The sequence below is a fragment of the Streptomyces sp. enrichment culture genome (genome assembly GCF_964273145.1).
Classification (GTDB): Bacteria; Actinomycetota; Actinomycetes; order Streptomycetales; family Streptomycetaceae; genus Streptomyces.
Genome location: NZ_OZ186873.1, coordinates 5,955,029 through 5,968,470, shown reverse-complemented (window position 1 = coordinate 5,968,470; position 13,442 = coordinate 5,955,029). Strand labels below are relative to the sequence as shown.

8 protein-coding genes and 3 pseudogenes are annotated in these 13,442 nt (G+C 72.2%); 4 read left to right on the top strand and 7 right to left on the bottom strand.

All coding sequences use genetic code 11. The annotated features are described in order from the left end of the window. Positions 1 to 209 precede the first annotated feature (209 nt). Positions 210 to 869 carry a nucleotidyl transferase AbiEii/AbiGii toxin family protein gene (locus tag ACSU6Z_RS26495; RefSeq protein WP_392841977.1) on the bottom strand — a complete coding sequence of 220 codons (660 nt, stop codon included), beginning with the start codon at positions 867 to 869 and terminating at the stop codon, positions 210 to 212. Next, positions 866 to 1,228: a hypothetical protein gene (locus ACSU6Z_RS26490; RefSeq protein ID WP_392841975.1), complete on the bottom strand. Its 363-nt coding sequence runs from the start codon at positions 1,226 to 1,228 to the stop codon at positions 866 to 868. Before ACSU6Z_RS26490 ends, ACSU6Z_RS26495 begins: the two co-directional genes overlap by 4 nt. A 1,017-nt stretch (positions 1,229 to 2,245) precedes the next feature. Here ACSU6Z_RS26490 and ACSU6Z_RS26485 point away from each other — a divergent pair. Further along, positions 2,246 to 3,595 (top strand): annotated as a pseudogene (locus ACSU6Z_RS26485) (IS30 family transposase). Between the two features lie 236 nt (positions 3,596 to 3,831). On the opposite strand, the pseudogene ACSU6Z_RS26480 reads toward ACSU6Z_RS26485, so the two are convergent. From ACSU6Z_RS26480 to ACSU6Z_RS26465, 4 genes and pseudogenes are all read right to left on the bottom strand, one after another. Next, positions 3,832 to 3,930: pseudogene (locus ACSU6Z_RS26480) on the bottom strand (IS5/IS1182 family transposase); the annotation flags it as partial. A gap of 212 nt (positions 3,931 to 4,142) precedes the next feature. Beyond that, on the bottom strand, positions 4,143 to 4,748 hold the full coding sequence (locus ACSU6Z_RS26475) for a lytic polysaccharide monooxygenase auxiliary activity family 9 protein (protein WP_437049350.1): 606 nt from the start codon (positions 4,746 to 4,748) through the stop codon (positions 4,143 to 4,145). 1,009 nt (positions 4,749 to 5,757) lie between these two features. Further along, positions 5,758 to 6,486 (bottom strand): annotated as a pseudogene (locus ACSU6Z_RS26470) (GDP-mannose 4,6-dehydratase); the annotation flags it as partial. Positions 6,487 to 7,080: 594 nt separating this feature from the next. After that, positions 7,081 to 7,980, bottom strand: coding sequence for a helix-turn-helix transcriptional regulator (locus ACSU6Z_RS26465; RefSeq protein ID WP_437049348.1), 900 nt, complete (start codon positions 7,978 to 7,980; stop codon positions 7,081 to 7,083). Between the two features lie 131 nt (positions 7,981 to 8,111). Here ACSU6Z_RS26465 and ACSU6Z_RS26460 point away from each other — a divergent pair, with 131 nt between their 5' ends. From ACSU6Z_RS26460 to ACSU6Z_RS26450, 3 genes are all read left to right on the top strand, one after another. Then, positions 8,112 to 9,017 (top strand): oxidoreductase, encoded by a 906-nt coding sequence (locus tag ACSU6Z_RS26460; RefSeq protein WP_437049346.1) that lies wholly within the window; start codon positions 8,112 to 8,114, stop codon positions 9,015 to 9,017. A 924-nt stretch (positions 9,018 to 9,941) separates the two neighbouring features. Then, complete coding sequence (locus ACSU6Z_RS26455) at positions 9,942 to 10,622, top strand: response regulator transcription factor (RefSeq protein ID WP_437049345.1); 681 nt, start codon at positions 9,942 to 9,944, stop codon at positions 10,620 to 10,622. Beyond that, the gene (locus ACSU6Z_RS26450; protein WP_437049343.1) at positions 10,619 to 11,869 is read left to right on the top strand and encodes a sensor histidine kinase; all 1,251 of its coding nucleotides are present in this window, start codon (positions 10,619 to 10,621) and stop codon (positions 11,867 to 11,869) included. Before ACSU6Z_RS26455 ends, ACSU6Z_RS26450 begins: the two co-directional genes overlap by 4 nt. Here the strand turns inward: ACSU6Z_RS26450 and ACSU6Z_RS26445 are convergent. Next, on the bottom strand, positions 11,850 to 13,391 hold the full coding sequence (locus tag ACSU6Z_RS26445) for an aromatic amino acid ammonia-lyase (RefSeq protein ID WP_437049341.1): 1,542 nt from the start codon (positions 13,389 to 13,391) through the stop codon (positions 11,850 to 11,852). The two genes, ACSU6Z_RS26450 and ACSU6Z_RS26445, sit on opposite strands and share 20 nt — an antisense overlap. Positions 13,392 to 13,442: the final 51 nt, after the last annotated feature.

Genomic DNA, 13,442 nt, shown 5'->3' with positions numbered 1-13,442 from the left:
GTGACGTACGAACGCGGTCCGCTTGCGAAAGACGGAGGGTGGGTTGAGCCCGGGGTGCTCAACATCGACCTCCTCGCATGTTCACCGATGTCACCATCGCTGAAACCGGCCGCCTCGTCCGGCCAGACCGCAGCGTAGATTTCCAGCTGGTCACCGTCAGCATGGGTCAGCCAGAGGTCAAGCGGCTTCTACCCGCTGTCAAACACCGCTCAGGCGTTCTCGTCATGGATCCGCGCACCCAGATCCTCCGCCCACTCCAGCGCCCAGGCCTTGAGTTCTTCGATCTGCCGGGAGGTGAGCCCGTACGCGGTGTAGTCCTCGTCCTCGTACCAGTCCGCGCCGATGAGCCGGTCCCGGAGGTCTTCGAGGCTGAACTCGTCGTGGGCACGACGGCGGCCCAGGGATTCGAGGTCGGCGGTGGAGCAGTGACGGGAGGCGGCCTGGACGTCGATGAGGTCGCGGACGGTGCCCCGGTCGGCGAGGGCACGGACCTTGGTGCCGATCACGTCGTCGAGGGAGAGGACGGGGCCGTAGGGGGTCTGGGCCGGCGGGGCCCAGAATGCCTCCTTGAGGACGTCGACCTCGCACTCCTCGCCGGTGTCCGGATCGGTGACGAGGAACCGGCCGCTGAGCGGATCGGTCTGGACGTGCGTGGTCCGCCATCCGCGCGCACTGAGGCCTGCGGTGAGTGAGGCGACGATCTCCTGCATCGGGGCGGGGTTCTCGGTGGCGACGTCGAGGTCACGGCTGAATCGTTCGACAAGGCCGTGGGCCTGCACGGCGTATCCGCCGGTGAGGACCAGAGGGTAGGGGGAGCCGAGGTCGAGGATGTCGGCGAGGAGACGCTCGTGAAGCGGAGTGAGCTTCACGCGGCGGTCGTGTCGGCCGGAGCGGTGCGGAGCAGCTCGGGGAAGGCATCCTCCCAGACCTCGCGGATGTAGGGGCTGATCAAACGCCGCAGCACGGGCCACTGCTCGGTGAGCAGCCGGTGGTGCAGGAGGGCCACCAGGTCCTCACGCAGTCCTTCGGCGAGGACGGTCCGGTAGAGCGTCATGCGGGACTTCGGACGGTCCAGACTGTAGCTCGTCCGCCCGGACCAGACGATGTGGAGCGGCAGGTCCACGTTGCCCTCGACGGGGCCGGCCAGCTCCTGCAATCGCTCGGGCAGTCGGCTGCGGTAGCGGTCCCGCAGCACCTCGGCGCGGGGGGCGGTGGTCGTCGTGTCCATGCATCCAGTATCGCTGCTGGGAGGCGGCGGCATGGTGGATACGGGACTCCTCTGTCATACGTACGGGTCGGGCGCCGCCCGCCCCTCCCTCGGACGTCTCACCCCGTGGGCGCCTAGCGGAACATGACCTACCCTTGCAGCCCCCGGTGGCGCGGCAACCGGCCGCCCTGCCGACCCAGGGCCAGCTCCGCTCGCGAGCGTGGATGATCATGACACAGCAGGTCACGCGGAGGATCGCCCCGGTGGAGTCGGCTTCGGTCTCAGTGTCGGGAATGACGAAGGTGTCGAAGCCGAGGCCCATGCCGCGGAAGAACCGACGAGTCACGCAGCGAACCTCCCAAAGCGGGACCAGGCGCCTGTGTCCAGGCCTCCCTCTCGCGGTGGCCACCAGGTCAGCAAGCTGGGACGCTCGCCCGCGCGCTGCTGACCATTTGCTGACCTGAGCGACCCGATCAGGCGTCTGACCTGCACAAACACCCAAATGTTAGATTTTGGACTTGAACAGAGTACGCAGCACTTTGGACTCCCGGAAGACGGCTCCCTGCCGGCTTTCTGCAGGTCAGGGGCGTTGTTCACTGTACACCGACACTCCTCGCACTCGAAGACTCCGAGGAACATCGATCCCTCTTGGGCAAGAAGGCTCCCCACCTGCGCTTCCGCGTGGAATCCGGCTGTTGTGCCGTCGCCGCCCAAGGACCCGCTCGAGCACCTGCCTCGGAGTACGCGAGGCCTCATGCTGACCAGGCGCTGATTTACCTGACGATGTGCCGGGTAAGCACTTCGTTGAGCGCGGAGCCATCCTCTGCATCGACCTGGAAGTCGTTCGACGAACCCGTCAGCCCGGGGCTTCATCCGGCCCCAGAGCATCAGGCGGTCGAGTGGACCCGCCACTGGCTGCCCCACCGTCGCCTGTGGAGCACTGAGTGGATTCAAGCGGTCGCCGCGACACCTTGATCACGGAGGTGTCGTGTGGGAAGACCACCAAGTTGGGCGGCGAGGTCGACGGGGCGTCCGGTGATGCGGTCGCCGGGCCGACCTCCGATCCGTCGAGATGCGGCACGGGCTTTCCGGGCGAAGATCGCTGAGGGGATGGGCAGCGAGGACGCGGCGGTCTCCTGCGGCGCATCCCCAGTGGTGGGCTCGCGGTGGTTCCGTGAGCGTGGCGGCATGCCGTCGATCCGGCTCGGCCCGCTCTCGGGCCGGTACCCGTCCTTCACCGAACGCGAGGAGATCGCGCTGCTCAACGCCCAGGGCGAAGGCGTACGCGAGAGCGCACGCCGGCTGGGCAGAGACCCGTCGACCGTCTCACGGGAACTGCGGCGCAACGTTGTCACGCGTGGCGGACAGCTCAGCTACCGGGCTTCGACCGCGCAGTGGAAGGCGGAGCTGATGGCGCGGCGTCCGAAGACGCCGAAGCTGGTGGCCGACGAGCGGCTGCGTGAGTACGTGCGGGAACGGCTCGCCGGTGAGGTCTGCCGTCCGGACGGAACAACGGTCGCGGGGCCGCAGGCATCGCCGTGGAAGGGGCGCGACGAGCCCCGGTGTCAGGACCGCCGGTGGGCGCTGTCGTGGAGTCCCGAGCAGATCGCGAACCGGCTCGAAGCCGACTTCCCCGATTGATGAGTCCACGCGCATCTCGCACGAGGCGATCCACCAGGCCCTCTGCGTCCAGGGGCGCGGGGCGCTCAAGCGCGAGCTGGTCGCCTGCCTGCGCACCGGGCGGGCGCTGCGGGTTCCCCGGGCCCGCTCCCGACAGCGGGCGAGTGGGCACATCACACCCGAGGTGGTGATCAGCCGGCGCCCGCCGAGGCCGAGGACCGCGCGGTCCCGGGTCACGGGGAAGGCAACCTCATCATCGGCACCGGCAAGTCCGCGATCGGCACGCTGGTGGAGCGCACGACCAGGTTCACCATGCTGCTGCACCTGCCCCGGATGAAAGGCTTCGGCGTCGGGCCCCGGACGAAGAACGGACCGGCGCCGGCCGGCCTGGGCGCCGAAGCCGTCGGGGACGCGATCGCCACCACGATCACCACGCCGCCCGAGCAGTTGCGCCGCTCGCTGACCTGGGACCGCGGCAAGGAGCTGGCCCACCACGCCCGGCTCCGCATCGGCACAGGGCTGCAGGTCTACCTCGCCGACCCGCGCAGTCCCTGGCATCGGGGCACGGACGAGAACACCAACGGCCTGCTGCGGCAGTACTTCCCCAAGGGAACCGACCTGTCCCGATGGGATCCCGGTGAGCTTCAGGCCGTCGCTCACGCCCCTAACACCGGACCCCGCAAAACCCTCGGCTGGAAGACACCGGCCGAAGCCCTCAACAAACACCTGCTATCGACTCAGGACCCCGGTGTTGCGTCGACCGGTTGACTCCGGGGACAATGCCGTGGTCTTTGCGGAGCAAGCCCTGGCTGCGTCCGGTGGTGCAACTGGTTCGGCTCTTTGTGGCGCCGAACCGAGATGCGGTCTACGACCGGTGTGTTGCCGCAGCCCTCGATGGGGCCTCGACTCCGGATGTCGGGCACGCGGGACACTGGATCCTGGGGATCCGGGAACGGACGTCTCGTGGTCACGAAGACCTGTCCGCCGCGGTTCGAGGCGGACGTGTCCAGACGGTGCGGCACTGCTTCGTGCAGCCTGCCCCGTACGCCCGCCCTGGACCGGATCAGGAACCGGCGGTGGACGGTCGATGGAACCGCGCCGAACCGGCGCTCCCCCGCCGAACGACACGCTGCAGCGTCTGCCCCTCCTTGCTCGGTCAGCCGGCGAACCCTCACCCGGGATGCCGCACCACCCCCTGGAAGTCCGTCAGGGCAGGGTGCCCAGATGGGTCCCCTGCCCTGACGGAGCCCGGCCGGCCAGGCGGCGGGTTACCGGCGCCCGGCAAAGGCCGGTGCCGTGCGCGGCGCTTCCCGGCTCAGCCGAAGTTCACGTCGCTGCACCACATGTAGGCCTGGTCGAGGTGCGAGGCCTGCCAGATCACGAACAGGATGTGGTGTCCGGTGTAGCCGGAGGTCTGAACGGGGAACGTGATGTCCTGCGCCGGGGCGAAGCGGCCGGTCTGCGTGATGAAGTCGAGGTTGCCCCAGCCCAGGGTCTGGGTCTTGGGGTCGAAGCCCTGCTTGCTCACGTAGACCTTGAAGTAGTCGGCACCGTGGGACGCCTGGTCGTACAGGTGGACCGAGAAGTTGTTGCCGACGGTGGTGGTCTTCCACGGCCCGGGCTTGTTGAGGCTGGCGTTCCTCGAGATGTTGTTGCTGCAGAGCGTCCCGTCGGGGGTCCGCGCCTGGAACTGGCCTCCGAGGCCGTCGCGGAGCGCGCTCATCCAGTTCCACATGGTGTCGGGGTTGGCCTGGAAGGCCTGCCAGCACATGGGGTCCTGGGTCTGCATGGCCGGGTTCGTGTGGTTGCTGCCCCACGTCTTCCAGCACTGGTACGCGCGGGTGGCGGGGCCGACGACGGTGCCGTGGGCCTGGGCGGGGGCCGACCAGGTCAGTGCGCCGACGACCACGGCGAACAGCATGACGAGCGCCTGGAGAGGCCGGCGGAGGGACGGCCGCGAACGCCCGGTTAACGAACTCTGGGTGCGCATGTGGGGGGAACTCCTTCCAGTTGCAAGGCTGTAATGGGAGCGCTCCCAACAGTACGACTGCCGAGTGAAATGTCAATGAAACAAACGGAGTTGATCACAGGGGCGGGTGGCGAGCGGGGAATCTGCCGTGAACCGGGAGTCGGAACGGTTCCCGGACCGGAAAGCGAGGGTGCGGCCCGACCGCACTGGAACATGGATGCCGGAGCGGGGGAAGCCGCCGGCGACGCGGATCGGCCTCGGTGCGTTCCCGCTCACCCGGGCGCCGCCGCGGCTCCGAAACACTCGCGGACCAGGTGCCGGAACACTTCCCGGTGGAACAGGCCGGAACACCGTCGCTTCACCGTGGTGGGACACGACTGCGGCGCCCTCGTCGGATTCCGCCTGGCGCCGGCTCACCCCGAGGCGGTGGGCCACTTGGTGAACACCGGCGGCCGGGGCGCGTGTTCGTGCGCCGAGGTCCCATGCCGTGCCTCGCGGCGGACACGGTCGCGCCCCCGGGCATCCATACGGGACGGAGGCCTCGGGGGCGTGGAACGCGGAGGACCGGCGGGGCGGTTCGGTCAGCCGGCGTCGCTCGTCCCTCAGGCGCGACGCGAGCCGCGCCGGTGTCCAGTGGGGACGGGCGGCGATACGGGCGAGCGATACGGACGGCGAGCGGAAGCCGGCCGCACAGCGCGACGACCTCGGCGGCCCGGTCGGACGGCCAGGACGCCGGCGCCGTCCGGGTGTCCGCCGGGGACGTCGTCGGCCCGGACGCCAAGCCGGGCCCAGCGTACTCGCGGGTGCCCATCGTGCCGTGTCCGGACTGCATGCGCATGCAGTGCTGCGGCAGTACCCTGTCGATCATCCGGCGGGCCCGCCCTCGGTGACCCGCTCCGTCGGCCACCACTTCTCCATCCGCGTGCGGAGGCCGGGGCCGGACAGCGTCTCGGTCACGGTGTCACCAGCTGTCGGCGGCCGCCAGCGGCTCGCCGTAGTCGCGCGTCCGCGATGCCTGCTGCAGGTCCGACTCGACCATCATCTGCATCAGTTCCTCGAACTTCACCGTGGGTGCCCAGTCCAGCGCGGCCCGGGCCATGCTGGAGTCGGCGCACAGCGTCTCCACTTCGGCCGGGCGGACCAGCGACGGGTCGACCACGACGTGGTCCTCCCAGTTGAGGCCCACGGCGTCGAAGGCGATCCGTGCCGCGTCGCGGACCGCGTGCATCACACCGGTCCCGATCACGTAGTCCCCGGCTCGTCCTGCTGGAGCATCAGGTGCATCGCCTTGACGTAGTCACCGGCGAAGCCCCAGTCACGCACCGCATCGAGGTTGCCCAGCGCCAGTTTGTCCTGCAGTCCCAGCTTGATCTGCGCGATGGCCAGTGAGATCTTCCTGGTCACGAACTCGGCACCGCGGCGCGGGGACTCGTGATTGACAGGATTCCGGAGACACCGTACATGTCGAACGACTCACGGTGGTTACGCGTGATGAAGTGGCCATAGGCCTTGGCCACCCCGTACGGGCTACGGGGTGGAACTGAGTCGACTCACTCTGTGGAGTCTCCGCGACCTTGCCGGACATCTCCGAGGACGAAGCCTGGTAGAACCGGATCCCACCGGATCGGGTCGACCTGGACGTGTTCACTCCATTCACCATTCGAATGGCCTCCAGCATGCGCAGCACGCCGGCCGCGCGACAAGCTCAGGCACCTGACGGACCGGGGCCGGCTGCACCGCCGATCACGTCCCTGACCGGCACGAGCAGCCCGTCCACGGCCCACGCCAGCCTTGTGACCCGCAACTTCAGGTTGAAGACCTCTCATTGGGCATGTGGGCCTTCTGCTCGGTGACGGGCGACGGCGGGTTGTGCGGGGCGGCTCGCACGCGGACCGGGTCCGTGTCGTCGTCCCCTCCCCTCGGCGGTGAGCCGACCGGCGGTTCGGGGTCGTTCCCGGCTGGGGCCGCTGGGCCGCCTTCGTGACGTGGTCCTGGGGGCGGTGGTGCGTACGCGTGATCGGGCGGCCGGCTCCTGCGGGCGCTCCTCGCTGCGGGCGAACCCGGCGCCGGTGCCCGGGCTGTCGCGGCTTCCCGCGTTCCCCGGCCCTTCCGCCGGCCGGGTCCGGGGGTGTCGGCGCACCAGGAGGGCACGGCCGGGCCGCTGCCGCCGGGAGTGGACCTCACCGCCTGCCGCATCGTCCGGAAGGCCCCGGGCAGGGGGGCCGAGCCCGGGGCACCGGTAACGCTCAGGCACGCCTCGTCCGGAACCGCGATCGCGTGGCCATCACCGTATCCGGAGGGAGTCCTCCTGGGGGAGGTGCTCGTCGGCGAGCGTCGAGCGGGTCGCGTGCAACGACGCCAGGAGCTGCAGCCGGTCCGCGTCGACGCTGCCCGGTTCGGCGGTGTAGACCAGCATGAAGGGCCCGGGTCCGCCGGGCAGTGGGTAGGTGTCCCAGTCCAGGACGATGTCGCCGATTCCGGGGACCCGGAAGGTCTTGGTCCCGCTGACCGACGCCCGTACGTCGTGCCGGGCCCACAGCCGCCGGAACTCCGCGCTGCGGATGCTCAGTTCGCCGACGACCGCGGTGGCGCGCGGGTGGGTGGGGTCGGTGGCGACGGCGGCGCGCATCATGCCGACGTAGTCCAGAGCCTGCCGCTCCCAGTCCGGGCAGCTCCGCTCACCGGTCAGCGTGTCGTCGAACAGCAGCAGGAGCATGTTGAGCCGGTGGGGCGGGTGGGCGTCCGGGCTGCCGAGCAGCGCCTCCGCCATCGGGTTCCAGGCGAGCAGGTCCAGGTGGCGGCCGAGCACGACCGCCGGGGTGCCCATCACCCGCAGCAGCCGGCGCGTACTGTCCGGAACCCTCTCGGGAGCGCGGTCCACACGGACCGGCACGGGCCGGCGGGCGGCGCGGGCCAGGGTGAACAGGTGCCGGCGCTCCTCGTCGTCGAGGCCGAGCGCCCCGGCGAGCGCGTCCAGGACGTCGTCGGACGGCCGTACCTCCCGGCCCTGCTCCATCCGCTGGTAGTAATCGGTGCTCAGCCCGGCCAGCAGGGCCAGTTCCTCGCGCCGCAGCCCGGCGACCTTGCGCCGGCCACCCGGCTCCAGGCCGACGTCGCGGGGGCGCAGCCGGCTGCGCCGGGCACGCAGGAAGTCTCCCAGTTCACGGGCGTACGGATGGGTCATGCCGCAAGTGTGCCGCCCGGCCGGGCGCCCAGGGTAGGTCCCGCAGACCCAGGAAGGCGGGAGCGACCGAACCGGCTCGCGTTGCCCCTAGCGTCGACAGTCCACTCCACCGACACCTCCAGGAGCAGCAGATGACCGGATGGACCGCCGACCGCATCCCCGACCAGCACGGCCGGACCGCCGTCGTGACCGGCGCGAACTCGGGCCTCGGCCTGGTCACCGCCGCCGAGCTGGCCCGCCACGGCGCCCGTGTCGTGCTCGCCGTCCGCGACACCGCCGCCGGACGGGAGGCCGCCCATCGGATCGGCGGCGACACCGAGGTGCGCGAGCTGGACCTGGCCTCCCTCGATTCGGTGCGCGCGTTCGCCGCGAAGCTGGCCGCCGACCACCCGGTGATCCACCTGCTGGTCAACAACGCCGGCCTGGTCCTGCTCGGCCCGCGCCGCACCTCCGCCGACGGCTTCGAGCTGCACCTCGCCACCAACATGCTGGGCCACTTCGCGCTGACCGGCCTGCTGCTGGACAACCTGGCCGCGGCGCGGCGGGCCCGCGTGGTCAGTCTCAGCTCGATCACCCACAGGAACGCGCACCTCGACTTCGACGACCTGATGTTCGAACGCGGCTACCGGGCCGCTTCCGCCTACGGCCGGTCCAAGCTCGCCACCACGGTCTTCGGCATCGAGCTGGAGCGACGCCTGCGCGCCGCCGGATCGCCGGTCGTCAGTGTGCTGGCCCATCCCGGTCTCACCCGTACCAACCTGACACCGCGTGCGTGGGAGCACCGGGGCCGGCTCGGGCGGATGGCCGCGCGGTTGGGTCTGCTGGTCACCCAGCCGGTGGAGCAGGGAGCGCTGCCTCAGCTGCACGCCGCGACCGAGCCCGGTGTGGAGGGCGGCCAGTTCTTCGGGCCGTCCGGGCTCTGGGAGACCCGGGGCCGGGTCGCCGAGGCCCGGCTCGGCCGGGAGGCAGCCGATCCGGTCGTCGGCAGGCGGCTTTGGGCTGCGGCCGAGGACCTGACCGGCGTCACCTGCCTGTGACGCCGCAGCAGGCGATGAACCGGTCACCCACGGCCCCCGGCGGAGCTTTCGAAACAGCGGCTCGGCCGCTTCGGCAGGAGGACCTCGACGCGGGTGTTGCAGCCGGCGGCCGGACCGTCGCCCGCGTTCCGGTGGCGGAAGCGGTCACGGCCGCAGTCCTCGCGGGACTCGCCGCCAGGGGCGGGTCCGTACGGTGAGCGGTGTGACCCCCGAGCCGGAAACAGCAGTCGACGACCGACGTGACGAGTGAGATCGAGGCCGGGGAGCAGGTCAAGGCGTTCCTCGCTGCACACCGGCGCGCGTCCGACTCGAAGGCCGCGAGGAACAGCGGTTCACCCCGGGAAGCGGCCCGCCTGCCTGTGCTTCCGTGTGAACGAGGACGCCACGGCATCGCCGGCCAGGCGTCTGTTCGGGCAACCGAACCGGAATGAGCGGGACTGATGCCGGTCGGGTGCCGGCATGACCGACGGGACATTCGGACACAGGGAACGTGAGGGACGACGGTGCCCCTGGCGGTGGTCCTGCCGAGGGATCCCGCGCCGTCCGCCCGGCCGACGGCGGTACGCCCCCGTTCGGCGCCTCCCGCGGACCGGCTCACCGGTCACGGCCCGCCGCGGCGGCCGCACCGATGGCGGCACGGAAGACGGACGCCGACGAGTTCAGCCCTCTCCGTCGTGCCCGGCCTTTTCCGTCATGCCCGGTGTCCGGGGACTGCCGGCCGAGCGGGTGCGCGTCCAGGGGCCGGGTCGATCGTCTCCCCAGGTGAGTCCGCCTTGCGGGAGTTTGCGAACAGGTGTGCGGTGGCGTGATCCCGCCGGTCGGCGGCCGGTGCGGCGGCGTCCTTCCCCCCGACGACCGGACTCTGGAACTCACTTGCGTCACACAGGCGTTGACAGGCGCGAGGCTGCGGCGAGGGAGGGCACGGTGACTCGGGAGCACACGCGGGATCCCTGGCGGTTGCTGCTGGTCGAGGACGACCGGGAGCTGGTGGAGCTGCTCACCGAGGTGCTGCGGGACGAGGGGTACGCGGTGGACGTCGCGACCGACGGGCAGCGGGGCCTGCACCTCGGCCTCACCCGCACGTACGACGTGCTCGTCATCGACCGGCGGCTGCCGGTGCTGGACGGTCTCGACCTGCTGCGCCGGCTGCGGTCCCGTCCGGTGCGTTCGCCGGTGCTGCTGCTGACCGGGATGGGCGGCGTGCCCGACCGGGTGGACGGTCTGGACGCCGGCGCCGACGACTATCTGGTCAAACCCTTCGACCTGGACGAACTCACCGCCCGTTTAAGGGCGTTGTGCAGACGCTCACTGGACGCGACCGACGTGTTGCGGATCGGCGCCGGCCATCTGCACGTCGGACGCCGGGAGGTGGTGCTGGCGGACGGCGGGCGGATCGCCCTGGCCGCGCGGGAGTTCGCGCTGCTGTGGGCGCTGGCCACCCGCCCCGACGCGGTGTACTCCCGGGCGGAGCTGCGCCGGATCGTCTTCGAGGAGGCGCACGCGCCGTCCATCGTCGACACCTACGTGTACTACCTGCGCCGCAAGCTCGGCCGCGGGGCGGTACGCACGGTCCGCGGAGTCGGTTACCGGCTGGGGGCGTTGTGAGGGAGCCGGGGCGGGCCGGGGACGTGGCGGTGCGCCGGGCCCGGCGGCGGATCATCTGGACCACCGGCGCCCTCATCACCCTGCTGATCACCGTCGTCGGCGGGGTCGCGTACACCGTGATGACGCACGCACAGGACGACCAGGTGCGCCGTGAGGTGCGCTACGGCGCCGCGTACGGCGACCTGTCACGACCTCCCGGGTGCATGTGGCTGTACGGCCCGGGTGCGGCAACGCTGCCGAACGCGCCGACCGGGTTCCCGTTGCGCGCCGACCTGGACCGGGTGCGGCTGACCCGCGCGCCGGTCGAGCGCACGGTGCGGCGTGCGGACACCGCCTATCTGGTGCGGACGCAGGTCAGGGGCGACGGCGACGTGGTGCAGGCCGTGTTCGACCTGCGTTTCCAGCTCGCCGACCGCAGCCACCTGTGGTTCGCGCTGGGCGTGGCCGAGGCGGTGGGGCTGGCCGCCGCGGCCGTCACCGGCACGGTCCTCGGGCGTCGGGCGGTGGCGCCGCTGGCCGAGGCACTGGCCCGGCAGCGGCGGTTCGTCGCGGACGCCAGCCACGAGCTGCGCACACCGATCACCCGTGTGCACACGCGGGCGCAGGTGCTGGCGCGCCGGGCGGCGGAAGGGCTGCCGGCGGCGCACCGGGAGGGCCTGGCGCTGCTGGTCACCTCCCTCGGGCGGCTCGGCGAGGTGCTGGACGACCTGCTGTCGTCGGCGACCCTCACGGCCGGGCAGACGTGGCGGGCGACGCGGCGCCGGGTGGATCTGGTGGCGCTGGCCCGTTCGGCTGTCGCCGACGAGGCGGAACGCGTCCGGGAGCGCGGGCTGACCGTCCGCGTGGACGGGCCGTCGCACCCGCTGTGGGTCGACGGGGTCGCGTCCGCCCTGCGCCGGGCGGTCGGAGAGCTGCTGGCCAACGCCATCGCCCACACCCCGCCGGGCGGCCGGATCGAGGTGGCGCTGTCCCGATCGGGCACGACGGTGGTGCTGGTGGTCACGGACACCGGGACCGGTTTCGACACCGGTGAGGCCGAGCGGCTGTTCCGCCGGTTCCACCGGGGTGGCGGCGGCCGGTACGGGCTGGGGCTGGCCCTGCTGCGGGAGGTCGTCACGAGCCACGGGGGCACGGTCGTGGCGGCGGGCCGGCCGGGGCGCGGCGCGCGGTTCACCCTCCGGCTGCCGCAGAGCGCGCCGTCGCCCCCGGCGGTCGCGGACCGCGCGGTCAGGGCATGGCGTGGGTGACGAGCACCCGTGCCGCCGTCCGGACGTCCGCGTCCAGCGGCCGGTCCGGGTCGACCGGGGCGATCGCGGCACCGAGGGCGTCGAGGAGGGCGGCGCACCGGGGCGCGGTGGGCCGCCTGGCGCCGACGTGGACGGCCTGGCGCAGGCCGAGGGCGAGGGAGCCGCACAGCAGGCCGAGCAGTTCGGCCATGTCGTGGGCGCGCAGGGCGGCCTGGGTGCCGAACGGGACGACGTCCTGGTTGTGGAGGTTGGTCGGCAGGCTCTGCATGGCGGCGGGGGTCGCGCAGCGGCGGATCTCCGCGACGAAGGCGGTGGTCGCCAGTTGCACGCCCTGCAGGCCGTGCTGGGCGCCGGGTTCGGTGGCGAGCATGGGCGGGAGGCCGCCGTTGCGGGCCGGGTCCACCAGCAGGTCGAGCTGGCGTTCGGCGAGGTTGCCGAGCTGTGCGGTGACGGAGGCGAGCAGGTCGGCGGCGAACGCCGCGGGCTGCCCGAAGAAGTTCCCGCCGTGCACCGCCCTTCCCTCCCCCGGGTCCGCGTCCGGGTCCGCGGCGTCCTCCGCGCCGGGGAGGAACAGCGGGTTGTCGCTGACCCCGGCCAGGTCCGCGGCGACCACCGCGTCGACGTAGCGCAGCGCGTCCTCGGCGGCGCCGAGCAGCTGCGGGGAGCAGCGGATGCTGTACGGCTCCTGCAGCGGGCGGCCGCCGGACGGCACGGTGCCGGCCAGGTGGCGCCGCATGCGGGCGCCCGTGTCGGCGACGCCGGGGTGGCCGTAGGCGCGCAGCAGGCCTGCGTCGAGGAAGCCGGGGTCGCAGCCGAGCAGGTCGGCCAGCAGGCAGGTCAGGGCGGTGAGCGCGCGGTGGGCGGCGCGGACGGCGTCGTGGGCCAGGGCCAGGGCCGCGGTGGTGACGGAGGTGCCGTTGACGAGCGCGAGGGCGTCGCGGCCGTCCAGGGCGAGAGGGCGCAGTCCGGTGGCGGCGAGCGCCTCGGCGGCGGGCATGCGGTGGCCGTCCGCGTAGGCGTGCCCCCGGCCGCGGAGCGCCTGGGCGGCGTAGGCGAGCGGGATGAGGTCGCCGCTGGCGCCGACGGATCCGTGGCGCGGCACGGCGGGCGAGAACGTCGTGGCGAACATCTCCGCCAGCCGTTCGACGACCTCGGCGGAGACCCCGGACAGGCCCTGGGCGAGGGACCGGGCGCGCACCAGCAGGGCGGCGCGGACGATGCCGTGCGGCAGGTCGGGGCCCTGGCCGGCGCCGAGGTGGGCGAGGGTGTTGTCGCACTGGTCGGCCTCGTCGGCCCGTCCGGCGAAGCCGGCGAGGGCGCCGAAACCGGTGGTGGCGCCGTAGATCGGCCGTCCCCCGGCGGTGCCGTCGCCGTCGCGCAGGGCGCGGAAGAGGCGGCGCCCGCGGTCCAGCCGGGCACGGGCCGCGTCGTCCACGGTGACGGTCAGCGGCCCGGCCGCGCGGCGCAGGGCGGCGGGATCGAGGGGTCCGGTGAGCGGGACGGTGTCCGTGGTGGTCAGCACGTCCCGAACGGTAGGCGGGGAATCTCAGAGCGCTCTGAGATCCGCTGGATA

What these genes read in the sequence shown, in the direction of transcription:
- ACSU6Z_RS26490 (WP_392841975.1), bottom strand. Translation starts at nt 1,228, where the DNA reads ATGGACACGACGACCACCGCCCCCCGCGCCGAGGTGCTGCGGGACCGC.
- ACSU6Z_RS26475 (WP_437049350.1), bottom strand. Translation starts at nt 4,748, where the DNA reads ATGCTGTTCGCCGTGGTCGTCGGCGCACTGACCTGGTCGGCCCCCGCC.
- ACSU6Z_RS26465 (WP_437049348.1), bottom strand. Translation starts at nt 7,980, where the DNA reads ATGACCCATCCGTACGCCCGTGAACTGGGAGACTTCCTGCGTGCCCGG.
- ACSU6Z_RS26460 (WP_437049346.1), top strand. Translation starts at nt 8,112, where the DNA reads ATGACCGGATGGACCGCCGACCGCATCCCCGACCAGCACGGCCGGACC.